Raw genomic sequence first — 14354 nt, 5'->3', positions numbered from 1 at the left:
AAATATCATGTCTGCCAAGGAAATCAGGTTCTCCACCGACGCGCGCGACCGCCTGCTGCGCGGCGTCGAATTGCTCAACAACGCCGTCAAGGTGACGCTTGGCCCGAAGGGCCGCAACGTCGTCATCGACAAGGCCTATGGCGCACCGCGCATCACCAAAGACGGCGTTAGCGTCGCCAAGGAGATCGAGCTCGCCGACAAGTTCGAGAACATGGGCGCGCAAATGGTGCGCGAGGTGGCTTCGAAGACCAATGATCTTGCCGGCGACGGCACGACGACGGCAACTGTTCTCGCCGCCTCCATTTTCCGCGAAGGCGCAAAGCTCGTCGCTGCCGGGATGAACCCGATGGATCTGAGGCGCGGCATCGATCTCGGCGTTATCGCCGTCGTCAAGGAAATCAAGGCGCGGGCGATGAAGGTCAAGTCGTCAGGCGAGATCGCCCAGGTCGGCACCATTGCCGCCAATGGCGACGCCGCCATCGGCGAGATGATCGCCAAGGCGATGGACAAGGTCGGCAATGAGGGCGTCATAACGGTCGAAGAGGCACGAACCGCCGAGACCGAACTCGATGTCGTCGAGGGTATGCAGTTCGACCGCGGCTATCTCTCGCCATATTTCGTCACCAATGCCGAGAAGATGCGCGTGGAACTGGAGGATCCCTATATCCTCATTCACGAGAAGAAACTCGGCAGCCTGCAGGCGATGTTGCCGATCCTGGAAGCGGTTGTACAGACCGGCAAACCGCTGCTCCTCATCTCGGAGGACGTCGAGGGTGAAGCGCTGGCGACGCTTGTCGTCAACAAGCTGCGCGGCGGCCTGAAGGTCGCAGCCGTCAAGGCGCCGGGTTTCGGTGATCGCCGTAAGGCAATGCTGGAAGACATTGCCGTGCTCACGGCGGGCCAGATGATTTCCGAGGATCTCGGCATCAAGCTCGACAACGTCACGCTCGATATGCTCGGCCACGCCAAGCGCGTGCTGATCGAGAAAGACAGCACAACGATCATCGACGGCTCCGGCGAGAAAGCGGCCATCCAGGCGCGTATCCAGCAGATCAAGGCGCAGATCGAGGAGACCACTTCCGATTATGACAGGGAAAAGCTGCAGGAGCGCTTGGCGAAACTCGCCGGCGGCGTCGCGGTCATCCGCGTCGGCGGCGCGACCGAGACGGAGGTCAAGGAAAAGAAGGACCGCATCGACGATGCGCTGAACGCCACCCGTGCGGCGGTCGAAGAGGGCATCGTGCCCGGCGGTGGCGTGGCATTGTTGCGCGCCAAGTCGGCCCTCACGGGCCTGACCGGGGAGAACGCCGACGTGACGGCGGGCATCTCGATCGTGCTCAGGGCGCTCGAAGCCCCGATCCGACAGATCGCCGACAATGCCGGGTTCGAGGGCTCAATCGTCGTCGGCAAACTCGCGGGCAGTAATAATGACAATCAGGGCTTCGACGCCCAAACGGAGACCTATGTCGATATGATCGAGGCCGGCATCGTCGATCCTGCCAAGGTCGTGCGCACTGCTCTGCAGGACGCCGGTTCGATTGCGGCGCTGCTGATCACCGCCGAGGTGATGATCGCCGACATTCCCGCAAGAGACTCCGCCCCTGCAGCCGGAAATGGCGGCATGGGCGATATGGGATACTGAGAACAGCCTGAACCGGTCCGGCGTCGCCGGACGGCGCAACTTGAACAACAGACAGGGAGAATTCCAATGTCCGTGCAGAGCAGCAGTAAAACATCGATCACCCAGCGTTTCGACAGTTACCAGCCATCCAAGACGCTTCTCGTCTGGGCCTGCGTCGTCACGGCGATCGCCACGATGATTATCGGCTTCAGCTGGGGCGGTTGGGTAACAGGCGGCACGTCAAGCAAAGCGGCAGCCGCCGCCGGCGACGTTGCACGCGGAGATCTAGCGTCGGCCATTTGCGTCGAGCGGTTCAAAGCAGCGCCGGATGCGGCCGCCAAGCTTACCGAGTTCAAGGCGATTGCCGACGGCTACAAGCAGCGTCAGTTCGTTGAGGCCGGCGGCTGGGCCACCATGCCTGGGCAGACCTCACCCGACAGCCGGAGTGTTCAAGCCTGCGCCACCACGCTTGCCGCCTGACACTGTTTTCGAGAGCGCTCCGCCACCTGTGCGGGGCGCTCCCTCTGTTGACGCAGGAATGATCGATGATCCGTTTCGAAAAAAAGAGCGACCCGCAGCCAGCCGCAGAAGACGCTGGCGACAACCGCTTCCAGAAAATCCGCGAGGCCGCAGCCGACGGGCACAGGAAGGTCGCCAACGACAGCACGCGTCCTCGCGCGTCGCGGGAGGCGGCAGATGGCGATCCGCTTATCTCAGTGCATTGACGATCTAAAGAGGCCGCCGGCGCAGCCTGGAGAGGGCGCGATCTTCCGCGGCGAGGCCGCGCTGTTTGTCGATGGCGAAGCCAATCAGACGACAGAGGTTTGCCCAGGCTTCGAACGACGCCACGATCTTTCAACCGCCGTCTCAAGTCAGGAACAGGTCTAGCCGATATGGTTTGGCAGTTCATTGATTTAGGCGATCGCTTTCAGCGACTCGGTCAGCCGTTCAATCAGGAAGCAGGAATGACTGGCCCCGCATGGGCGGAGACCAGCCGTGATCTCAGCCGTCGATGGCGACCCATTTCGGGGCGATCCCGGTACCGCGACCCAGGCCGTAACCAAGGCGGATATTCAGCATCCCCAAGGGTTCGAGCAGGCGAGCGGCATCGAGCGAGCCGGTTTTCTCGACAGCAAAGCCGGCGTCCGTCACCAGCGCTGCGGCGGTTTCGACAGCATCGTCGTCCCCGGCCAGGAAGACCGGTATGGTGGAGCTGTGCTTTGGGGAAGCCGCAAACAGCTCGGCAAAGATGGTATTGAAGGCCTTCACGACCTTGGCGCCTTTGGCTCTGTGCTGGATTTCCTCGGCTGCCGACGTGTCGTGACCAAACAGCAGGCCGGAGAAATCGGGCTTCAGCGGATTGGTGATGTCGACGACGATTTTGCCGTGCAATGCCGCCGTTTCGGCAAATTCGAGCGCCGATGCATAAGGCAGCGCCAGCACCAGAATATCGGCGTTTGCCACGGCGGCGGCGATCGGTGCGCTGGCAGCGCCGATCTCCTCTGCAAGCGACTTTGCCGCGGCCTCATTCCGCGACGCGAGGATGAGATCGCGCTTGCCTGCCAGGCGACGCGCCAAGCCGGCGCCCATGTTTCCAGTTCCGATAATAGCGGTTTTCATGTGGTCGGTTCCTTCATCGAGTTGAATGAGTTCGATATAGCCGACCGCGATCCCATCATGAATGGCATTGAATGGCGGTATATAATTGCATAAAAGTATCGAATGACCGATCTCACCAATTTGAAGACTTTTGTCGCCGTCGCGACATCAGGTAGTTTCGCCAAAGCTGCCGCCAGGCTCAACCTGTCGCCCGCCATGGTCGGTCGGCGCATTCAGGCTTTGGAAACAGACTATGGTGTCAAGCTGATCGAGCGTACCACGCGAACCCAGAGGCTCACCGAGATCGGCCTCAAATTTCTGGAGAGAGCCAGCAGGGTCATCGATGAACTGGAGCAGTTGAACGATATTGCCGGCCCCGCCAACCACGAAATATCCGGCCACCTCCGTATCAGTGGCCCGACGACGCTCGGCGTCAAGCGGCTGGCATCGTCCATTGCCCGCTTTGCCAATCAGCATCCCGCGGTCAGTCTGGAGCTCAATCTGACGGACCGGAACGTCGATCTGATCGCTGAGGGCTATGACCTTGCCGTTCGGGTGGCGCATCTGCGGCCATCGTCCTTGATCGCAAGAAGGATCGGCACCTATCGCTTCGTCTGCTGCGCCTCTCCCGGTTATCTCGGCAAGAACGGCGTGCCGACCCATCCCGAGCAGTTGCAACAGCACCGCTGCATCCTCAGCCTCAACCTCGTCCCGCGCGATCAATGGCACTTCGAAGATCAGGATGGACGGGTGCTGGCGGCAAAGATTGACAGCAATATCGGTATCGACAATGGCGAAGCCATGCGCGTTGCCGCGGTTGAGGACGCCGGCATCGTCTATGCGCCGCTGGTCCTGGTAGAGGAAGACATCGCCGCCGGGCGGCTGACCGAGGTGCTGATCGATTGGGAAAAGTACAGCCTGCCGATCCATGCCGTGCACCCGTCGCGGCAATTCGTGCCGCGACGGGTGAAGGCCGCGATCGGCTGGATCGCCGGAGATCTCCGACGGTAGAATCGTGCAAGCGGCGCGACTTACTGCAATTGCGGCTTCTTGAGAAAGCTGTTGCGGTCGGCGGATTTGATGCGCAGCCAGGCCTCCCGGCCGTTTCTCAGGATCCGCATCGGAATCTCGGCGCCGGCCGGGCCGCTGCTCCAGACCTTGCGGTAGAAATCGGCCAGGCCATCGACCTCTTCGTCGCGGATCTCCGAGATGATATCGCCCTGCCGCAGGCCCGCCTTCGCGGCCGGGCCGCCTTCGGCAACGCTCATCACCACCACGCCGCCATTGCTCTCGGCGGAGAAAGCGCCGAGCCAGGGCCGCGGCGGCTTGTTGACGCTTCCGCGGTTCAGCAGATCGTCGAGGATCGGTGGTAAAAGGTCGATCGGCACGACCATATTGATATCGGCGACCTCGTCGCCCTGGCTCATTTGCAGGCGAAGCGAACCGATGCCGAGAAGCTTGCCGTCCGAACCGATCAGCGCCGCACCGCCCCATGAGGGATGGGCCGGCGCCGTGAAGATCGCTTCATCAAGCAGATATTCCCAATAGCCGGCAAATTCCTGCCGGGCGACGATGTTCGCCTCGACGAATTCGCCGATGCCGTCGGCAAGCACGACGGCATCGCCGGGCTTGGCGCTTGCCGCGTCGCCGAGAGCCACGGCCGGCGCATTGAGAACCCCGAGCGCCTGCACCAGGCCGAAACCGGTTTCCTGATCATAGGCAAGCGCATGCGCCGGAACGACGCGGCCGTCATGGGTGGTCAGCCAGACCTCTTCGGCCTCGGTGATGAGATAACCGATGGTCAGCACCAGCCCATTGTCGCGAATGACCACGCCGCTGCCCTCCCGGACAGTGCCCAGCGTCTCCGCCGTGAAGGCATCTTCCGGAATGGAAGAACGAACGGCCACGACTGACCGCAAAATCGGATCGATATTCATGCTTTCATCCCGATAGGCGCCGGCGCGAGAGGCGGAAAATCCGGCGCACCCTGTCTTGAATAGGTAAGAAGATGGGTGGGCGGCGGCAAGGCTATGGCCGATGGAATTTCCAAACCGCTGGAACCCGATGCGCAATGCATTCGATGCGCAATGAAATCGCTTGGAAAGAGCTGCACCACGCCATTTACTGCCCGCACCAAAGTCGTGCACACGACATTTTTCGTGACAGCGTCATCGTGCAACAATATACAGTCAATCCCATCAAGACTCAGGCTGCACGGATTTGCGACATGAAAGACTGGCATCCCGATCTCGGGCGCAGCAGCAGCCCCCGTTATATGGCGATCGCCGATGTGATCGAAATGGATCTGCGCAGCGGCCATCTGGTGGCCGGCGACCGGCTGCCGCCGCAGCGCGAACTCGCCAAGCGGCTGAATGTCGATTTCACCACGGTGGCGAGAGGTTATGTCGAGGCGCAGAAACGCGGGCTTGTCGATTCGCATGTCGGCCGCGGCACCTTCGTCACCGGTGGCGCTGACAGGGAGCGCCAGGGCTGCGCGCCCGGCGCCGCGCCCGATCCGCGCCGCGCATCCGTCGTCGATTTCTCGATGAACATGCCGCCGGAACCGGATGATCCTGATCTGATTGCCCGCATGCGCGAGGGCATGGCGGCAGTGGCCGCAAACCTCATTCCGCTTCTGCGCTATCAGGGCTTCGGCGGTTCCGATATCGATAAGGAGGCCGCCGCCGCCTGGCTCAGCCGCCGCGGGCTCAAGCCCTCGCAGGAGCGGATCTTCGTCACGCCGGGCGCCCATCCGGGCCTGCTGGCGATCTTCGGCCTGCTGGCGAAACCGGGCGAAACCGTGCTTTCGGAAATCATCACCTATCCCGGCATGCGCTCGATCGCTGCCCAGCTGCGGCTCAATCTGACCGGCCTGGCGATGGATGAGGACGGCGTCCTGCCGGACGCCTTTGCTAAAGCCTGCGAACGGCTGAAGCCGAAGGCGCTCTATCTTAATCCGACATTGCAGAACCCGACGACGCTGACCATCCCGGCCAGGCGCCGCGAGGAAATCGCAGCCGTTGCCCGCAAATACCACGTGCCGATCGTCGAAGACGATGCCTACGGCTTCATTCCGCAGCAGGGGCCGGCGCCGCTCGCGGCAATAGCCCCCGATCTCACCTGGCATATCGGCGGCCTGGCGAAATGCATCGGCGCCGGTTTGCGCCTTGCCTATGTCGTGGCGCCGGATAGCAAGGCCGTCTGGCCCTTCGTCAGCGCCATGCGCGCCAACAATGTCATGGCCTCGCCGCTGACCCTGGCGCTTGCCACCCGTTGGATCGAGGACGGCACGGCCGATGCGATCCTGCGCTTCATCCGCACCGAGGCCGCCGCCCGCCAGCAGATGGTCGCCGCCATCCTGCCTGAAGGCAGCTGCCGCGCCGATCCGATCAGTTTCAACCTCTGGCTGCCGCTCGCCAACGGCTGGACCCGCTCTACCTTCGGCAGCCACATGCGCTCCGCCGGCATCGGCGTCGTGGCAAGTGATGCCTTCACGGTCGAGGGTGCCGCACCCGAGGCCGTGCGGGTCTGCCTCGGCGGACCAATCACCCGGGAGAAACTGCAGGGCGCGCTGGAATTCATGGCCCATGCGCTTGAGGGGCCGCCGGAAATGGCCGCCTCGTTCTTCTGACCCGGTAACGCCGCAGCTGAGCCTTTCAGCCAAGCTGTCGGTCCTTGCGTCTCCTTCAAATAATGTCCTGCACGATCTGCGGTCGGCCGCCCTGCCGACATCTGCGGCATTCTGACGAGTTGACTGGCAATGTCCCGGCAATGTATTTATATTGAATGCATTCAATGTTGGGCATTGATTGGTTTGATGCCCGCGCAGAATAAGGTGTGATCATCATGGAGACCGAATATCCCCCGCTTCCTCCGCTGCAGACCGGCATCAGGGGGCGCTGCCCGCGCTGCGGCCAGGGCCATATGTTCAAGGGTTTCCTGACCTTGCAGCCGGAATGCGAGGCCTGCGGCCTCGATTATTCCTTTGCTGATCCGGCCGACGGTCCGGCTTTTTTCGTCATCTGCTTTGCCTGCATACCGAGCGTGCTGCTCGGCGTCTGGCTGGAGGTGGCGTTTACCGCGCCGATCTGGGTGCAGCTTCTGGTCACCGGCCCCTTCATGCTCGCCACCTGCATTCCGCCGCTCAGGCCGCTGAAGGGCTGGCTGGTCGCCAGCCAGTATTTCTACAAGGCGGAAGAGGGCAGACTGGCCTGAGATCTGTTGAGCGTCGCGCGCAGGCGTGGCGTCGCGAAATCGATGAACGCCCGCAATTTCAGGGGCACCAATCCCTGCGCGGGATAGACGAGATGCACCGGTACCGGCGGCGGTTCGAAATCGACAAGCAGCGGCGTGAGCAGCCCGGCCATCTCGGCGCGGGCGGCCTGGTAGGACAGGACCCGGGTGATGCCGAGGCCGGCGACCGCGGCATCGACCGCCGCCTCGGCGGTGTTGACGGCAAGCCGTGAACGGATCGGCACGGTGAGATCGCGTTTTCCCTCAGTGAATGTCCAGCTCAGCGTCGAGGCCATGCTCTCGAAGGTGATGCAGGCATGCGCTGAAAGATCGCCCGGATGCCGAGGCGTGACATGCCGCGTCAGATAATCCGGGCTGGCATAGGCGGTCCGGCGGATCGCGCCGAGCCTGACGGCGATCAGGTTGCTGTCCGGCAGATTGCCGATCCGGAGCGCCACATCGATATGATCCTCGACGAGGTTCGACAGCCGGTCGCCAAGCATCAGCCGCAGATTGATATCGGGATAGGCTTTGAGGAAATCCACCACGACGGGCAGCACATGCAGCCGCCCGAAGACGATCGGCGCGGTCATCGTCAACTCGCCCTTCGGCACACTGTATTCGCCGGCCGCCGCCCGTTCCGCTTCTTCCACCCGATCGAGAATTTCCCGGGCCGCCTCCACATAGGAGCGGCCGGCCTCGGTCAGCGTGATCTTCCGGTTGCTTCTCTGCAGCAACCGGGCGTTCAGATGGGCTTCCAGTTCGGAAACCCTGCGGCTGACGGTTGCCAGCGGCGAGCGCAAATGCCGGGAGGCGGCCGACAGGCTGCCCTGTTCGACAACGGCAAGAAGCACGGTCATGGCATCGAGGCGGTCCATTCTATCCTTCCGAAAATTGGGAATATACCTTCCATATTAGCATTCTACTGCAATCAGATGGAAGGCAATAAATTACCCGCAGATGGTCAAGAGGCCATCATCAAGCCCGTCGTTCGGGAAGACCAAAGGAAACCATCATGAAACTCTACCATCACCCGCTTTCCGGCCATGCCCACCGGGCTCACCTGTTTCTATCGCTGCTCGGCGTGCCCTATGAACTGGTCGAGGTCGACTTGGCGGCGGGCGCCCACAAGGCGCCGGAGTTTCTGAAGCTCAATCCCTTCGGCCAGGTGCCCGTGCTCGACGACGACGGCACGGTCATTGCCGATTCCGCTGCCATCCTCGTCTATCTCGCGCGCAAATATGGCCGTACCGATTGGCTGCCGGAAGGGGCCTTGGCCGCAGCGCGGGTGCAGAAATGGCTGTCGGTCGCTGCGGGCGAGATTGCGTATGGGCCGTGCGCTGCCCGCCTGGTCACGGTTTTCGGCGCCGATTTCCGCGCCGACGAAGTGATCGCCCGGGCGCACCGCGTTCTCGCGCTGATCGAGGCGGAGCTTTCCGGCCGCAGCTTCCTGCTCGGCGACGATCCGGTGATCGCCGACGTTGCGCTCTACAGCTACATCGCCAATGCGCCGGAGGGCAATGTCGACATCTCGGCCTATCCAAACGTCCGCGCCTGGCTTGCGCGCATCGAGGCGCTGCCGGGTTTCGTCGGCTTTCGCAAGACGAAGATCGGCCTTGCCGCCTGAGACTGCGCCGGGACGGATCACCGTCCCGGTCTTCCAAATGGTACTCATAAGGAGGCCGTCATGCCGGAGCAGATAAGACAGGACGCGACGTCACCCTGGCATCGGGGTGAACTCGTCATGCAGCGCAGCGTCGGCGTTGTCGAACGCATGGATGGGCCCGGGCGCAATTTCGTCCGCAAGGCAATGCCGGAGCAGCACCGCGCTTTCTTTCCGATGCTGCCTTTCCTCGTGCTCGGCGCCGTCGATGCCAACGGCGATGTCTGGGCGACGGTGCGGGCTGGGCGACCGGGCTTCATGTCCTCGCCCGATCCGGAGGTCCTCGATGTCGATTTGCCGCGCGACCCGGCGGATCCCGCCGATGCCGGCATGGAGGATGGCGACGCGATCGCCATGCTCGGCATCCAGCTCGAGACCCGGCGGCGCAACCGGCTGAACGGCGTCATCCGCAGAACGGATGCCGAAGCTTTCCGCCTGCGCGTCGGCCAGAGCTTCGGCAATTGCCCGCAATATATCCAGCCGCGCTCTTCCGTCTTTGTCCGCGATCCCGACAGACCGACAACGGCGGCGCCGCTGCATTCCGCTCAACTCGACGATCGCATGCGTGGGATGATCGAGGACGCCGATACCTTCTTCGTCGCCTCCTATGTCGACCGCGACCATGGCGAGCGGCAGGTGGACGTGTCGCACCGCGGCGGATATGCCGGCTTCGTGCATCTCGGTGCCGACGGCGTCCTCACCATTCCCGATTTTTCCGGCAATCGGTTCTTCAACACTCTCGGCAATTTCCTGGTCAACCCGAAGGCCGGGCTGGTCTTCATCGATTTCGAAACCGGCGACATGCTGCAGATGGCAGGAACGGTCGAGGTATTGCTGGATTCGCCCGACATCACCGCCTTTCAAAACGCGGAGAGGCTGTGGCGTTTCACGCCCGCAGAGATCGTGCTTCGCCCGGATGCCCTGCCGCTGCGATGGAGCAAGGAGAACACCGATCTGCTGCGCCGTTCCCGCGGCTGAGGGGGCCGCTTGGCTGCCTCTCGACTTCCAAGGCAGAACGCCGCCTCGGCCATCTTGCAATCATTGTACCGATCGGTACAATGATTGCCGTTCAGTACAGGAGCGCCAATGTCCAGCCTCATCCCACCCTTCACCCTTGAGACCGCCACCCGGAAAGTCCGTCTTGCCGAGGACGGCTGGAACAGCCGCGATCCCGAGCGCGTCTCGCACGTCTATACGCCGGACAGCCGCTGGCGGAACCGCGCTGAGTTCGTCAACGGCCGTGCCGAGATCGTCGCCTTCCTCACCCGCAAATGGGCCAGGGAGCTGGATTACCGGCTGATCAAGGAGATCTGGGCCTTCACCGATGATCGCATCGCCGTGCGCTTCGCCTATGAATGGCACGATGACAGCGGCAACTGGTTCCGCTCCTATGGCAACGAGAACTGGGAATTCGATGCCGCCGGCCTGATGCAGCGCCGCTTCGCCTGCATCAACGACCTGCCGATCCGAGAATCGGAGCGCAAGTACCACTGGCCACTCGGCCGGCGGCCGGACGATCATCCCGGCCTGACCGAGCTTGGCCTTTGACGCAAGCGAGGCCAAGGAAACTCCGCCGGTGAAGACCGTCTACGAACGCGCCGACATCGTGCCGCTGCTGGCGGAAATCTTCCGCGAACTCGGCTATGAGGGGACGTCTCTCAGCCGCATCACCGAACGCACCGGCCTCGGCAAGGGGAGCCTTTACCACTTCTTTCCCGGCGGCAAGGAGGAGATGGCTAACGCCGTGCTTGCCGAAATCGACGCCTGGTTCGAGCAGGCGATCTATCGGCCGCTGAGACAGGATGACGCCCGTCAGGCGATCGCGGCGATGTGGGTCAATGTGAATGATTATTTCAGATCCGGCCGCCGCATCTGCCTCGTCGGCGCCTTCGCCCTTGCCGACACGAGGGAACGGTTTTCGGCGGCGATCGGCGACTATTTCATCCGCTGGATCGGCGCCTTGCGTTCGGCGTTGAGCCGGGCAGGCTATTCTGACGAAGAGGCGCAAGCGCTCGCGGAGGAGGGCGTCGCCGGCATTCAAGGCGCGCTGGTGTTGGCGCGGGCGCTGGGAGACGAAATGATCTTTATCCGCTCGCTGGAAACGCTGGCGAAGCGGTTTGAGGCTGCGACGCGATGAGGGCTGGCCTTACATCCGCGCCGCTTTGCCTGTATCTCTCAGCGTTGCTGTTGAGGCTGCTGGGCCGGGCGCGGATTTTCCCGTTCAAGGCGAATCTGGCGCCATTCGTTTTCCATCTGGTCTACGAGGTGCTGGGGAATGGTGGTTTGCGGAGTGGCGGGCGTCTGCATCGGAAGTCTCCTCTTTTCGCGGCAAGGCTTCAGGGCAAGAAGATGCATTGCACAAGATAAAAGGTGTGTAAATCAGTGGCTTAAAGACTTTAAACGATTAAATGGATTTTAATCGATTAAGGCGGTTTTAACCATCATATTTCTGGGAAGCGCGGAATGGTTGTCCACATGGACCGAAGTTTCTTTTTCGATGCGGTGCGGAGCGAACTCTTCAAGGGAGAGATGACACATCCTCAGGTGGTGGGCATCACGGCGATTCTCGACGCCTGGGAAGAGCGGTTTTCCCATGCCGACCGGCGGTGGCTCGCCTATATCCTCGCAACCGCCTATCACGAGACCGCCTATACGATGCAGCCGGTTCGCGAGACCCTGGCGCAAAGCGATGCCCGCGCCGTCGAGATCCTGGAAACGGCCTTTGCCGCCGGCCGGCTTTCCTGGGTGAAGACGCCCTACTGGCGGCCGGATGAAGATGGCCGCTGCTGGCTCGGGCGCGGCCTGGTGCAGCTCACCCATAAGCGGAACTACGAGGCGATGAGTACGCTGACCGGCATCGACCTCGTTGCCGATCCCGACCGGGCGATGGAGATGGATGCGGCGGTGACGATCCTGATCGACGGCATGCTGCAAGGCAGCTTTACCGGCCACAAGCTTGCCGATCACCTGAACGAGGCGACCGAGGACTGGGTGAACGCGCGGCGTATCGTCAACGGCACCGACCGGGCGGAAAAGCTTGCGGCTTATGCCGTGACCTTCCATGCGGCGATGCGTCCCAATGCTGCGCATGGGATGATCGCGCGGTTGAAGGCCTGGGGCTCGCGTGTTATCGCCCGGCCAACCTCTAAAGTCTGACAGGAGCTTCCGCGTGATCCGCCATATCGTCTTCTTCACCGTGCAGGAGGAACATCTGGAGGAAGTGAGGGCAGGGCTTTCTATCCTGACTGCCATCCCGCATGCGCGGCTGCTGGAGATCGGCACCAATGTGAAGACCGATCAGCTAGGCACCGAGATCGATCTCGTGGTCTATGGCGAATTCGACGACGAGGCGGCCCTTGCCGCCTACAAGGCCCATCCGGATTATCAGCTCTCGATCGATCGCGTGCGGCCGCTCCGGGAAAAGCGCATCGCCGCCGATTACGACAGCCGCACGGCGGTGACGCGGCCGCTCTGAATTCCGCAAACATTCGGCTGCCGCCGCATTCCATTGAAATTTCAAATTGATGACGGGTTTTCCGAAGTGAAATCGCTTCAAAGCTTGCTCAACTTCTGAGCCGCCGGACTCAACTTTCGAAAAGGCCGTTGCAAGCGATTCAAAAGATTCGTCAAAAGCGGATGCGCGCCCATGGTCAGGTGGCCGCAGCAGTCGCGGTGCGCGGACGGAAAGCTGCTCTCGTCCTGATGCCGATGATAATCAAAACATATTAAGAATGGCTGAGTTGGTCACGAGATGGCCGGCCGCGGTTGCGATGCGTGGGCGCCGCGCACCATCGCCATCAATATCAGCACGAAGGTCAGCGACAAGGCCGCGAGAACGGCGCAGGCGATGAGGGCCGGCCCGGCGCCGGCGCGGTCGAGGATGGCGGTGAAGATGACTGGAGCGATGGCGTTGGCGAGGTTTTGCGGCAGCGACAGCCGGGCCGATTGCAGGCCGTATTCGGCAGGTGAAAACAAGGCAAGCGGCAGAAGCGCGCGGGCGACGGTCATGACGCCGGCGCCGAAGCCGTAGAGCAGAACGAAGGTGACGAGCAGCGGTGTCGACGAACCGGCGACCAGCATGATCGGGAAACTGACCATCATCAAGCCGATGCCCATGACCGCGCTCAGCATGGGGTTGCCGCGCCGGCCGAGCAGCATGTCGAGGAAACGCGCCGAGATGCCGAGCACGCCGCGTGCCGCGCCGAGCTGCAGCGCGAAGGCCGGCGAAGCGCCGGACTGGCGGAAGATTTCGAGCAGCGATGGCGAGATGCCGAAGGTAATGAAGGTCGAGATCGTCGTCGCCGCCGCAATCAGCAGGAAGGCTTTGCGCCGTCCCGCCTTCGACAGCGCAACCGGGCCAATGTCTGCCGCGCCGCTTTCGATATGCGTTACGATCGGTTTCGGCAGGGCGAAAAGATGCAGCGGCAGGCAGACGAAGAATTGCAGGCCGGCACAGAGGAGGAAGGTGATGCGCCATCCCACGGTTTCGTTCAGCAGGCTGAGGATCGGCCAGAAGACGGTGCTCGACAGCCCGGTGAACAGCATGAGGATGGCAATGACGCGTTTGCCGTTCGCCCCTTCGCGCTCGACGACGGCCGTATAGGCCGGTGCCGAAAGGCCGCAGGCGCCGCCGATGCCGATGACGACCCAGGCGGCGGCATAAAGCATGATGCCGTTTGCGGCTGAAAGCAGAAGCAAGCCGAGCGCAAAGATGAGCGATGAGGCCGAAAGCACCCGGGCGGCGCCATAGCGGGCGAGCCAGCGTCCGGTCGCGGGACCAACGAAAGCGCTGATCATCATCATGATCGTCAGGCCGGCAAACACCACCTCGTTCGGCAGACCGAGAGCGGGCGCCACGATGCGGCCCATCACCCCGAGCATATCGAACGTCGTGCCCCAGCCGATCACCTGGGTGATGGCAAGCACGGTGACCGTCTGCGCCGAGCGGAAGCGGAAAGAATTTGGCATTGGTGCTGAAATGACCTGAATGCGGAAACGGCAAGGACATAACAGCTTCGACCGGTCGGCAAAAGCTGCGATCGCAATCCCGGCGGTCCGCGGCACCCAGCTATTCGTCCACGCTCGGCACTCCGTGCGTGCCTAGCGCTGCAGACTTTTCCCACGCGAAGTAGGCTGCCGAAGCCGGGCGCGGCGGCGGGTTTCAGCCGCTGCCGCCAGCAGTCGAGAATGGTTCTAAATGCCCTGCATTACAGCGCATTCATTTGCCATTCAGGTCGC

At 62.4% G+C, this 14354-nt stretch carries 18 protein-coding genes; 13 read left to right on the top strand and 5 right to left on the bottom strand.

What is annotated here, in order from left to right; all coding sequences use genetic code 11:
* Positions 1–7: 7 nt before the first annotated feature.
* The 4 genes from groL (at position 8) to QMO80_RS06420 (ending at position 2509) form a co-directional block, all read left to right on the top strand.
* Positions 8–1642 carry a chaperonin GroEL gene (gene groL, locus QMO80_RS06435; RefSeq protein WP_283199333.1) on the top strand — a complete coding sequence of 545 codons (1635 nt, stop codon included), beginning with the start codon at positions 8–10 and terminating at the stop codon, positions 1640–1642.
* A gap of 66 nt (positions 1643–1708) precedes the next feature.
* Positions 1709–2101: a hypothetical protein gene (locus QMO80_RS06430; protein ID WP_283199332.1), complete on the top strand. Its 393-nt coding sequence runs from the start codon at positions 1709–1711 to the stop codon at positions 2099–2101.
* A gap of 65 nt (positions 2102–2166) precedes the next feature.
* A complete protein-coding gene (locus QMO80_RS06425) occupies positions 2167–2346 on the top strand; it encodes a hypothetical protein (RefSeq protein WP_283199331.1) in 180 nt (59 codons plus the stop codon).
* Positions 2318–2509: a hypothetical protein gene (locus tag QMO80_RS06420; protein ID WP_283199330.1), complete on the top strand. Its 192-nt coding sequence runs from the start codon at positions 2318–2320 to the stop codon at positions 2507–2509. The genes QMO80_RS06425 and QMO80_RS06420 overlap by 29 nt, the downstream gene beginning before the upstream one ends.
* Positions 2510–2623: 114 nt before the next feature.
* On the opposite strand, the gene QMO80_RS06415 is transcribed toward QMO80_RS06420, so the two are convergent.
* On the bottom strand, positions 2624–3241 hold the full coding sequence (locus tag QMO80_RS06415) for an NADPH-dependent F420 reductase (protein WP_283199329.1): 618 nt from the start codon (positions 3239–3241) through the stop codon (positions 2624–2626).
* A 102-nt stretch (positions 3242–3343) separates the two neighbouring features.
* On the opposite strand from QMO80_RS06415, the gene QMO80_RS06410 reads away from it, so the two are divergent.
* Entirely contained in the window at positions 3344–4231 is an 888-nt protein-coding gene (locus tag QMO80_RS06410; protein ID WP_283199328.1) for a LysR family transcriptional regulator, read from the top strand.
* A gap of 20 nt (positions 4232–4251) precedes the next feature.
* Here QMO80_RS06410 and QMO80_RS06405 read toward each other — a convergent pair whose 3' ends face one another.
* Entirely contained in the window at positions 4252–5157 is a 906-nt protein-coding gene (locus tag QMO80_RS06405; RefSeq protein WP_283199327.1) for a S1C family serine protease, read from the bottom strand.
* A gap of 290 nt (positions 5158–5447) precedes the next feature.
* Between QMO80_RS06405 and QMO80_RS06400 the strand changes: the two genes are divergently transcribed.
* Both QMO80_RS06400 and QMO80_RS06395 read left to right on the top strand, forming a co-directional pair.
* Positions 5448–6851: a PLP-dependent aminotransferase family protein gene (locus QMO80_RS06400; RefSeq protein WP_283199326.1), complete on the top strand. Its 1404-nt coding sequence runs from the start codon at positions 5448–5450 to the stop codon at positions 6849–6851.
* Positions 6852–7066: 215 nt separating this feature from the next.
* Positions 7067–7435, top strand: coding sequence for a DUF983 domain-containing protein (locus tag QMO80_RS06395; RefSeq protein ID WP_049734412.1), 369 nt, complete (start codon positions 7067–7069; stop codon positions 7433–7435).
* Here QMO80_RS06395 and QMO80_RS06390 read toward each other — a convergent pair.
* Positions 7405–8331: a LysR family transcriptional regulator gene (locus QMO80_RS06390; protein ID WP_283199325.1), complete on the bottom strand. Its 927-nt coding sequence runs from the start codon at positions 8329–8331 to the stop codon at positions 7405–7407. The two genes, QMO80_RS06395 and QMO80_RS06390, sit on opposite strands and share 31 nt — an antisense overlap.
* Before the next feature lie 137 nt (positions 8332–8468).
* Between QMO80_RS06390 and QMO80_RS06385 the strand changes: the two genes are divergently transcribed.
* The 4 genes from QMO80_RS06385 to QMO80_RS06370 all read left to right on the top strand — a co-directional run bounded on the left by QMO80_RS06385 (position 8469) and on the right by QMO80_RS06370 (position 11253).
* Positions 8469–9080 (top strand): glutathione S-transferase family protein, encoded by a 612-nt coding sequence (locus QMO80_RS06385; protein ID WP_283199324.1) that lies wholly within the window; start codon positions 8469–8471, stop codon positions 9078–9080.
* Positions 9081–9140: 60 nt separating this feature from the next.
* Positions 9141–10094 carry a pyridoxamine 5'-phosphate oxidase family protein gene (locus QMO80_RS06380; protein ID WP_283199323.1) on the top strand — a complete coding sequence of 318 codons (954 nt, stop codon included), beginning with the start codon at positions 9141–9143 and terminating at the stop codon, positions 10092–10094.
* Between the two features lie 108 nt (positions 10095–10202).
* Positions 10203–10664, top strand: coding sequence for a nuclear transport factor 2 family protein (locus tag QMO80_RS06375; RefSeq protein ID WP_283199322.1), 462 nt, complete (start codon positions 10203–10205; stop codon positions 10662–10664).
* 28 nt (positions 10665–10692) lie between these two features.
* Complete coding sequence (locus QMO80_RS06370) at positions 10693–11253, top strand: TetR/AcrR family transcriptional regulator (RefSeq protein ID WP_283199321.1); 561 nt, start codon at positions 10693–10695, stop codon at positions 11251–11253.
* Positions 11254–11291: 38 nt separating this feature from the next.
* On the opposite strand, the gene QMO80_RS06365 is transcribed toward QMO80_RS06370, so the two are convergent.
* On the bottom strand, positions 11292–11423 hold the full coding sequence (locus tag QMO80_RS06365) for a hypothetical protein (RefSeq protein WP_003587702.1): 132 nt from the start codon (positions 11421–11423) through the stop codon (positions 11292–11294).
* 156 nt (positions 11424–11579) lie between these two features.
* On the opposite strand from QMO80_RS06365, the gene QMO80_RS06360 reads away from it, so the two are divergent.
* Positions 11580–12272 carry a hypothetical protein gene (locus tag QMO80_RS06360; RefSeq protein ID WP_283199320.1) on the top strand — a complete coding sequence of 231 codons (693 nt, stop codon included), beginning with the start codon at positions 11580–11582 and terminating at the stop codon, positions 12270–12272.
* Positions 12273–12285: 13 nt separating this feature from the next.
* Entirely contained in the window at positions 12286–12591 is a 306-nt protein-coding gene (locus QMO80_RS06355; RefSeq protein WP_283199319.1) for a Dabb family protein, read from the top strand.
* Between the two features lie 269 nt (positions 12592–12860).
* On the opposite strand, the gene QMO80_RS06350 is transcribed toward QMO80_RS06355, so the two are convergent.
* Positions 12861–14084, bottom strand: coding sequence for an MFS transporter (locus QMO80_RS06350; RefSeq protein ID WP_283199318.1), 1224 nt, complete (start codon positions 14082–14084; stop codon positions 12861–12863).
* Positions 14085–14354: the final 270 nt, after the last annotated feature.

Source organism: Rhizobium sp. BT03 (assembly GCF_030053155.1).
In the GTDB taxonomy this organism is placed as follows: domain Bacteria; phylum Pseudomonadota; class Alphaproteobacteria; order Rhizobiales; family Rhizobiaceae; genus Rhizobium.
The sequence above is the reverse complement of the archived record's forward strand: the minus strand, read 5'-3'. Positions and strand labels throughout refer to the sequence as shown.

Bases quoted from the DNA above. Each gene is read 5' to 3' on its own strand.
- QMO80_RS06415 (WP_283199329.1), bottom strand. From the start codon at position 3,241: ATGAAAACCGCTATTATCGGAACTGGAAACATGGGCGCCGGCTTGGCG.
- QMO80_RS06420 (WP_283199330.1), top strand. From the start codon at position 2,318: ATGGCGATCCGCTTATCTCAGTGCATTGACGATCTAAAGAGGCCGCCG.
- QMO80_RS06385 (WP_283199324.1), top strand. From the start codon at position 8,469: ATGAAACTCTACCATCACCCGCTTTCCGGCCATGCCCACCGGGCTCAC.
- QMO80_RS06410 (WP_283199328.1), top strand. From the start codon at position 3,344: ATGACCGATCTCACCAATTTGAAGACTTTTGTCGCCGTCGCGACATCA.
- QMO80_RS06380 (WP_283199323.1), top strand. From the start codon at position 9,141: ATGCCGGAGCAGATAAGACAGGACGCGACGTCACCCTGGCATCGGGGT.
- QMO80_RS06405 (WP_283199327.1), bottom strand. From the start codon at position 5,157: ATGAATATCGATCCGATTTTGCGGTCAGTCGTGGCCGTTCGTTCTTCC.
- QMO80_RS06400 (WP_283199326.1), top strand. From the start codon at position 5,448: ATGAAAGACTGGCATCCCGATCTCGGGCGCAGCAGCAGCCCCCGTTAT.
- QMO80_RS06360 (WP_283199320.1), top strand. From the start codon at position 11,580: ATGGTTGTCCACATGGACCGAAGTTTCTTTTTCGATGCGGTGCGGAGC.
- QMO80_RS06350 (WP_283199318.1), bottom strand. From the start codon at position 14,084: ATGCCAAATTCTTTCCGCTTCCGCTCGGCGCAGACGGTCACCGTGCTT.
- groL (WP_283199333.1), top strand. From the start codon at position 8: ATGTCTGCCAAGGAAATCAGGTTCTCCACCGACGCGCGCGACCGCCTG.
- QMO80_RS06425 (WP_283199331.1), top strand. From the start codon at position 2,167: ATGATCCGTTTCGAAAAAAAGAGCGACCCGCAGCCAGCCGCAGAAGAC.
- QMO80_RS06395 (WP_049734412.1), top strand. From the start codon at position 7,067: ATGGAGACCGAATATCCCCCGCTTCCTCCGCTGCAGACCGGCATCAGG.
- QMO80_RS06375 (WP_283199322.1), top strand. From the start codon at position 10,203: ATGTCCAGCCTCATCCCACCCTTCACCCTTGAGACCGCCACCCGGAAA.
- QMO80_RS06390 (WP_283199325.1), bottom strand. From the start codon at position 8,331: ATGGACCGCCTCGATGCCATGACCGTGCTTCTTGCCGTTGTCGAACAG.
- QMO80_RS06430 (WP_283199332.1), top strand. From the start codon at position 1,709: ATGTCCGTGCAGAGCAGCAGTAAAACATCGATCACCCAGCGTTTCGAC.
- QMO80_RS06365 (WP_003587702.1), bottom strand. From the start codon at position 11,423: ATGCAGACGCCCGCCACTCCGCAAACCACCATTCCCCAGCACCTCGTA.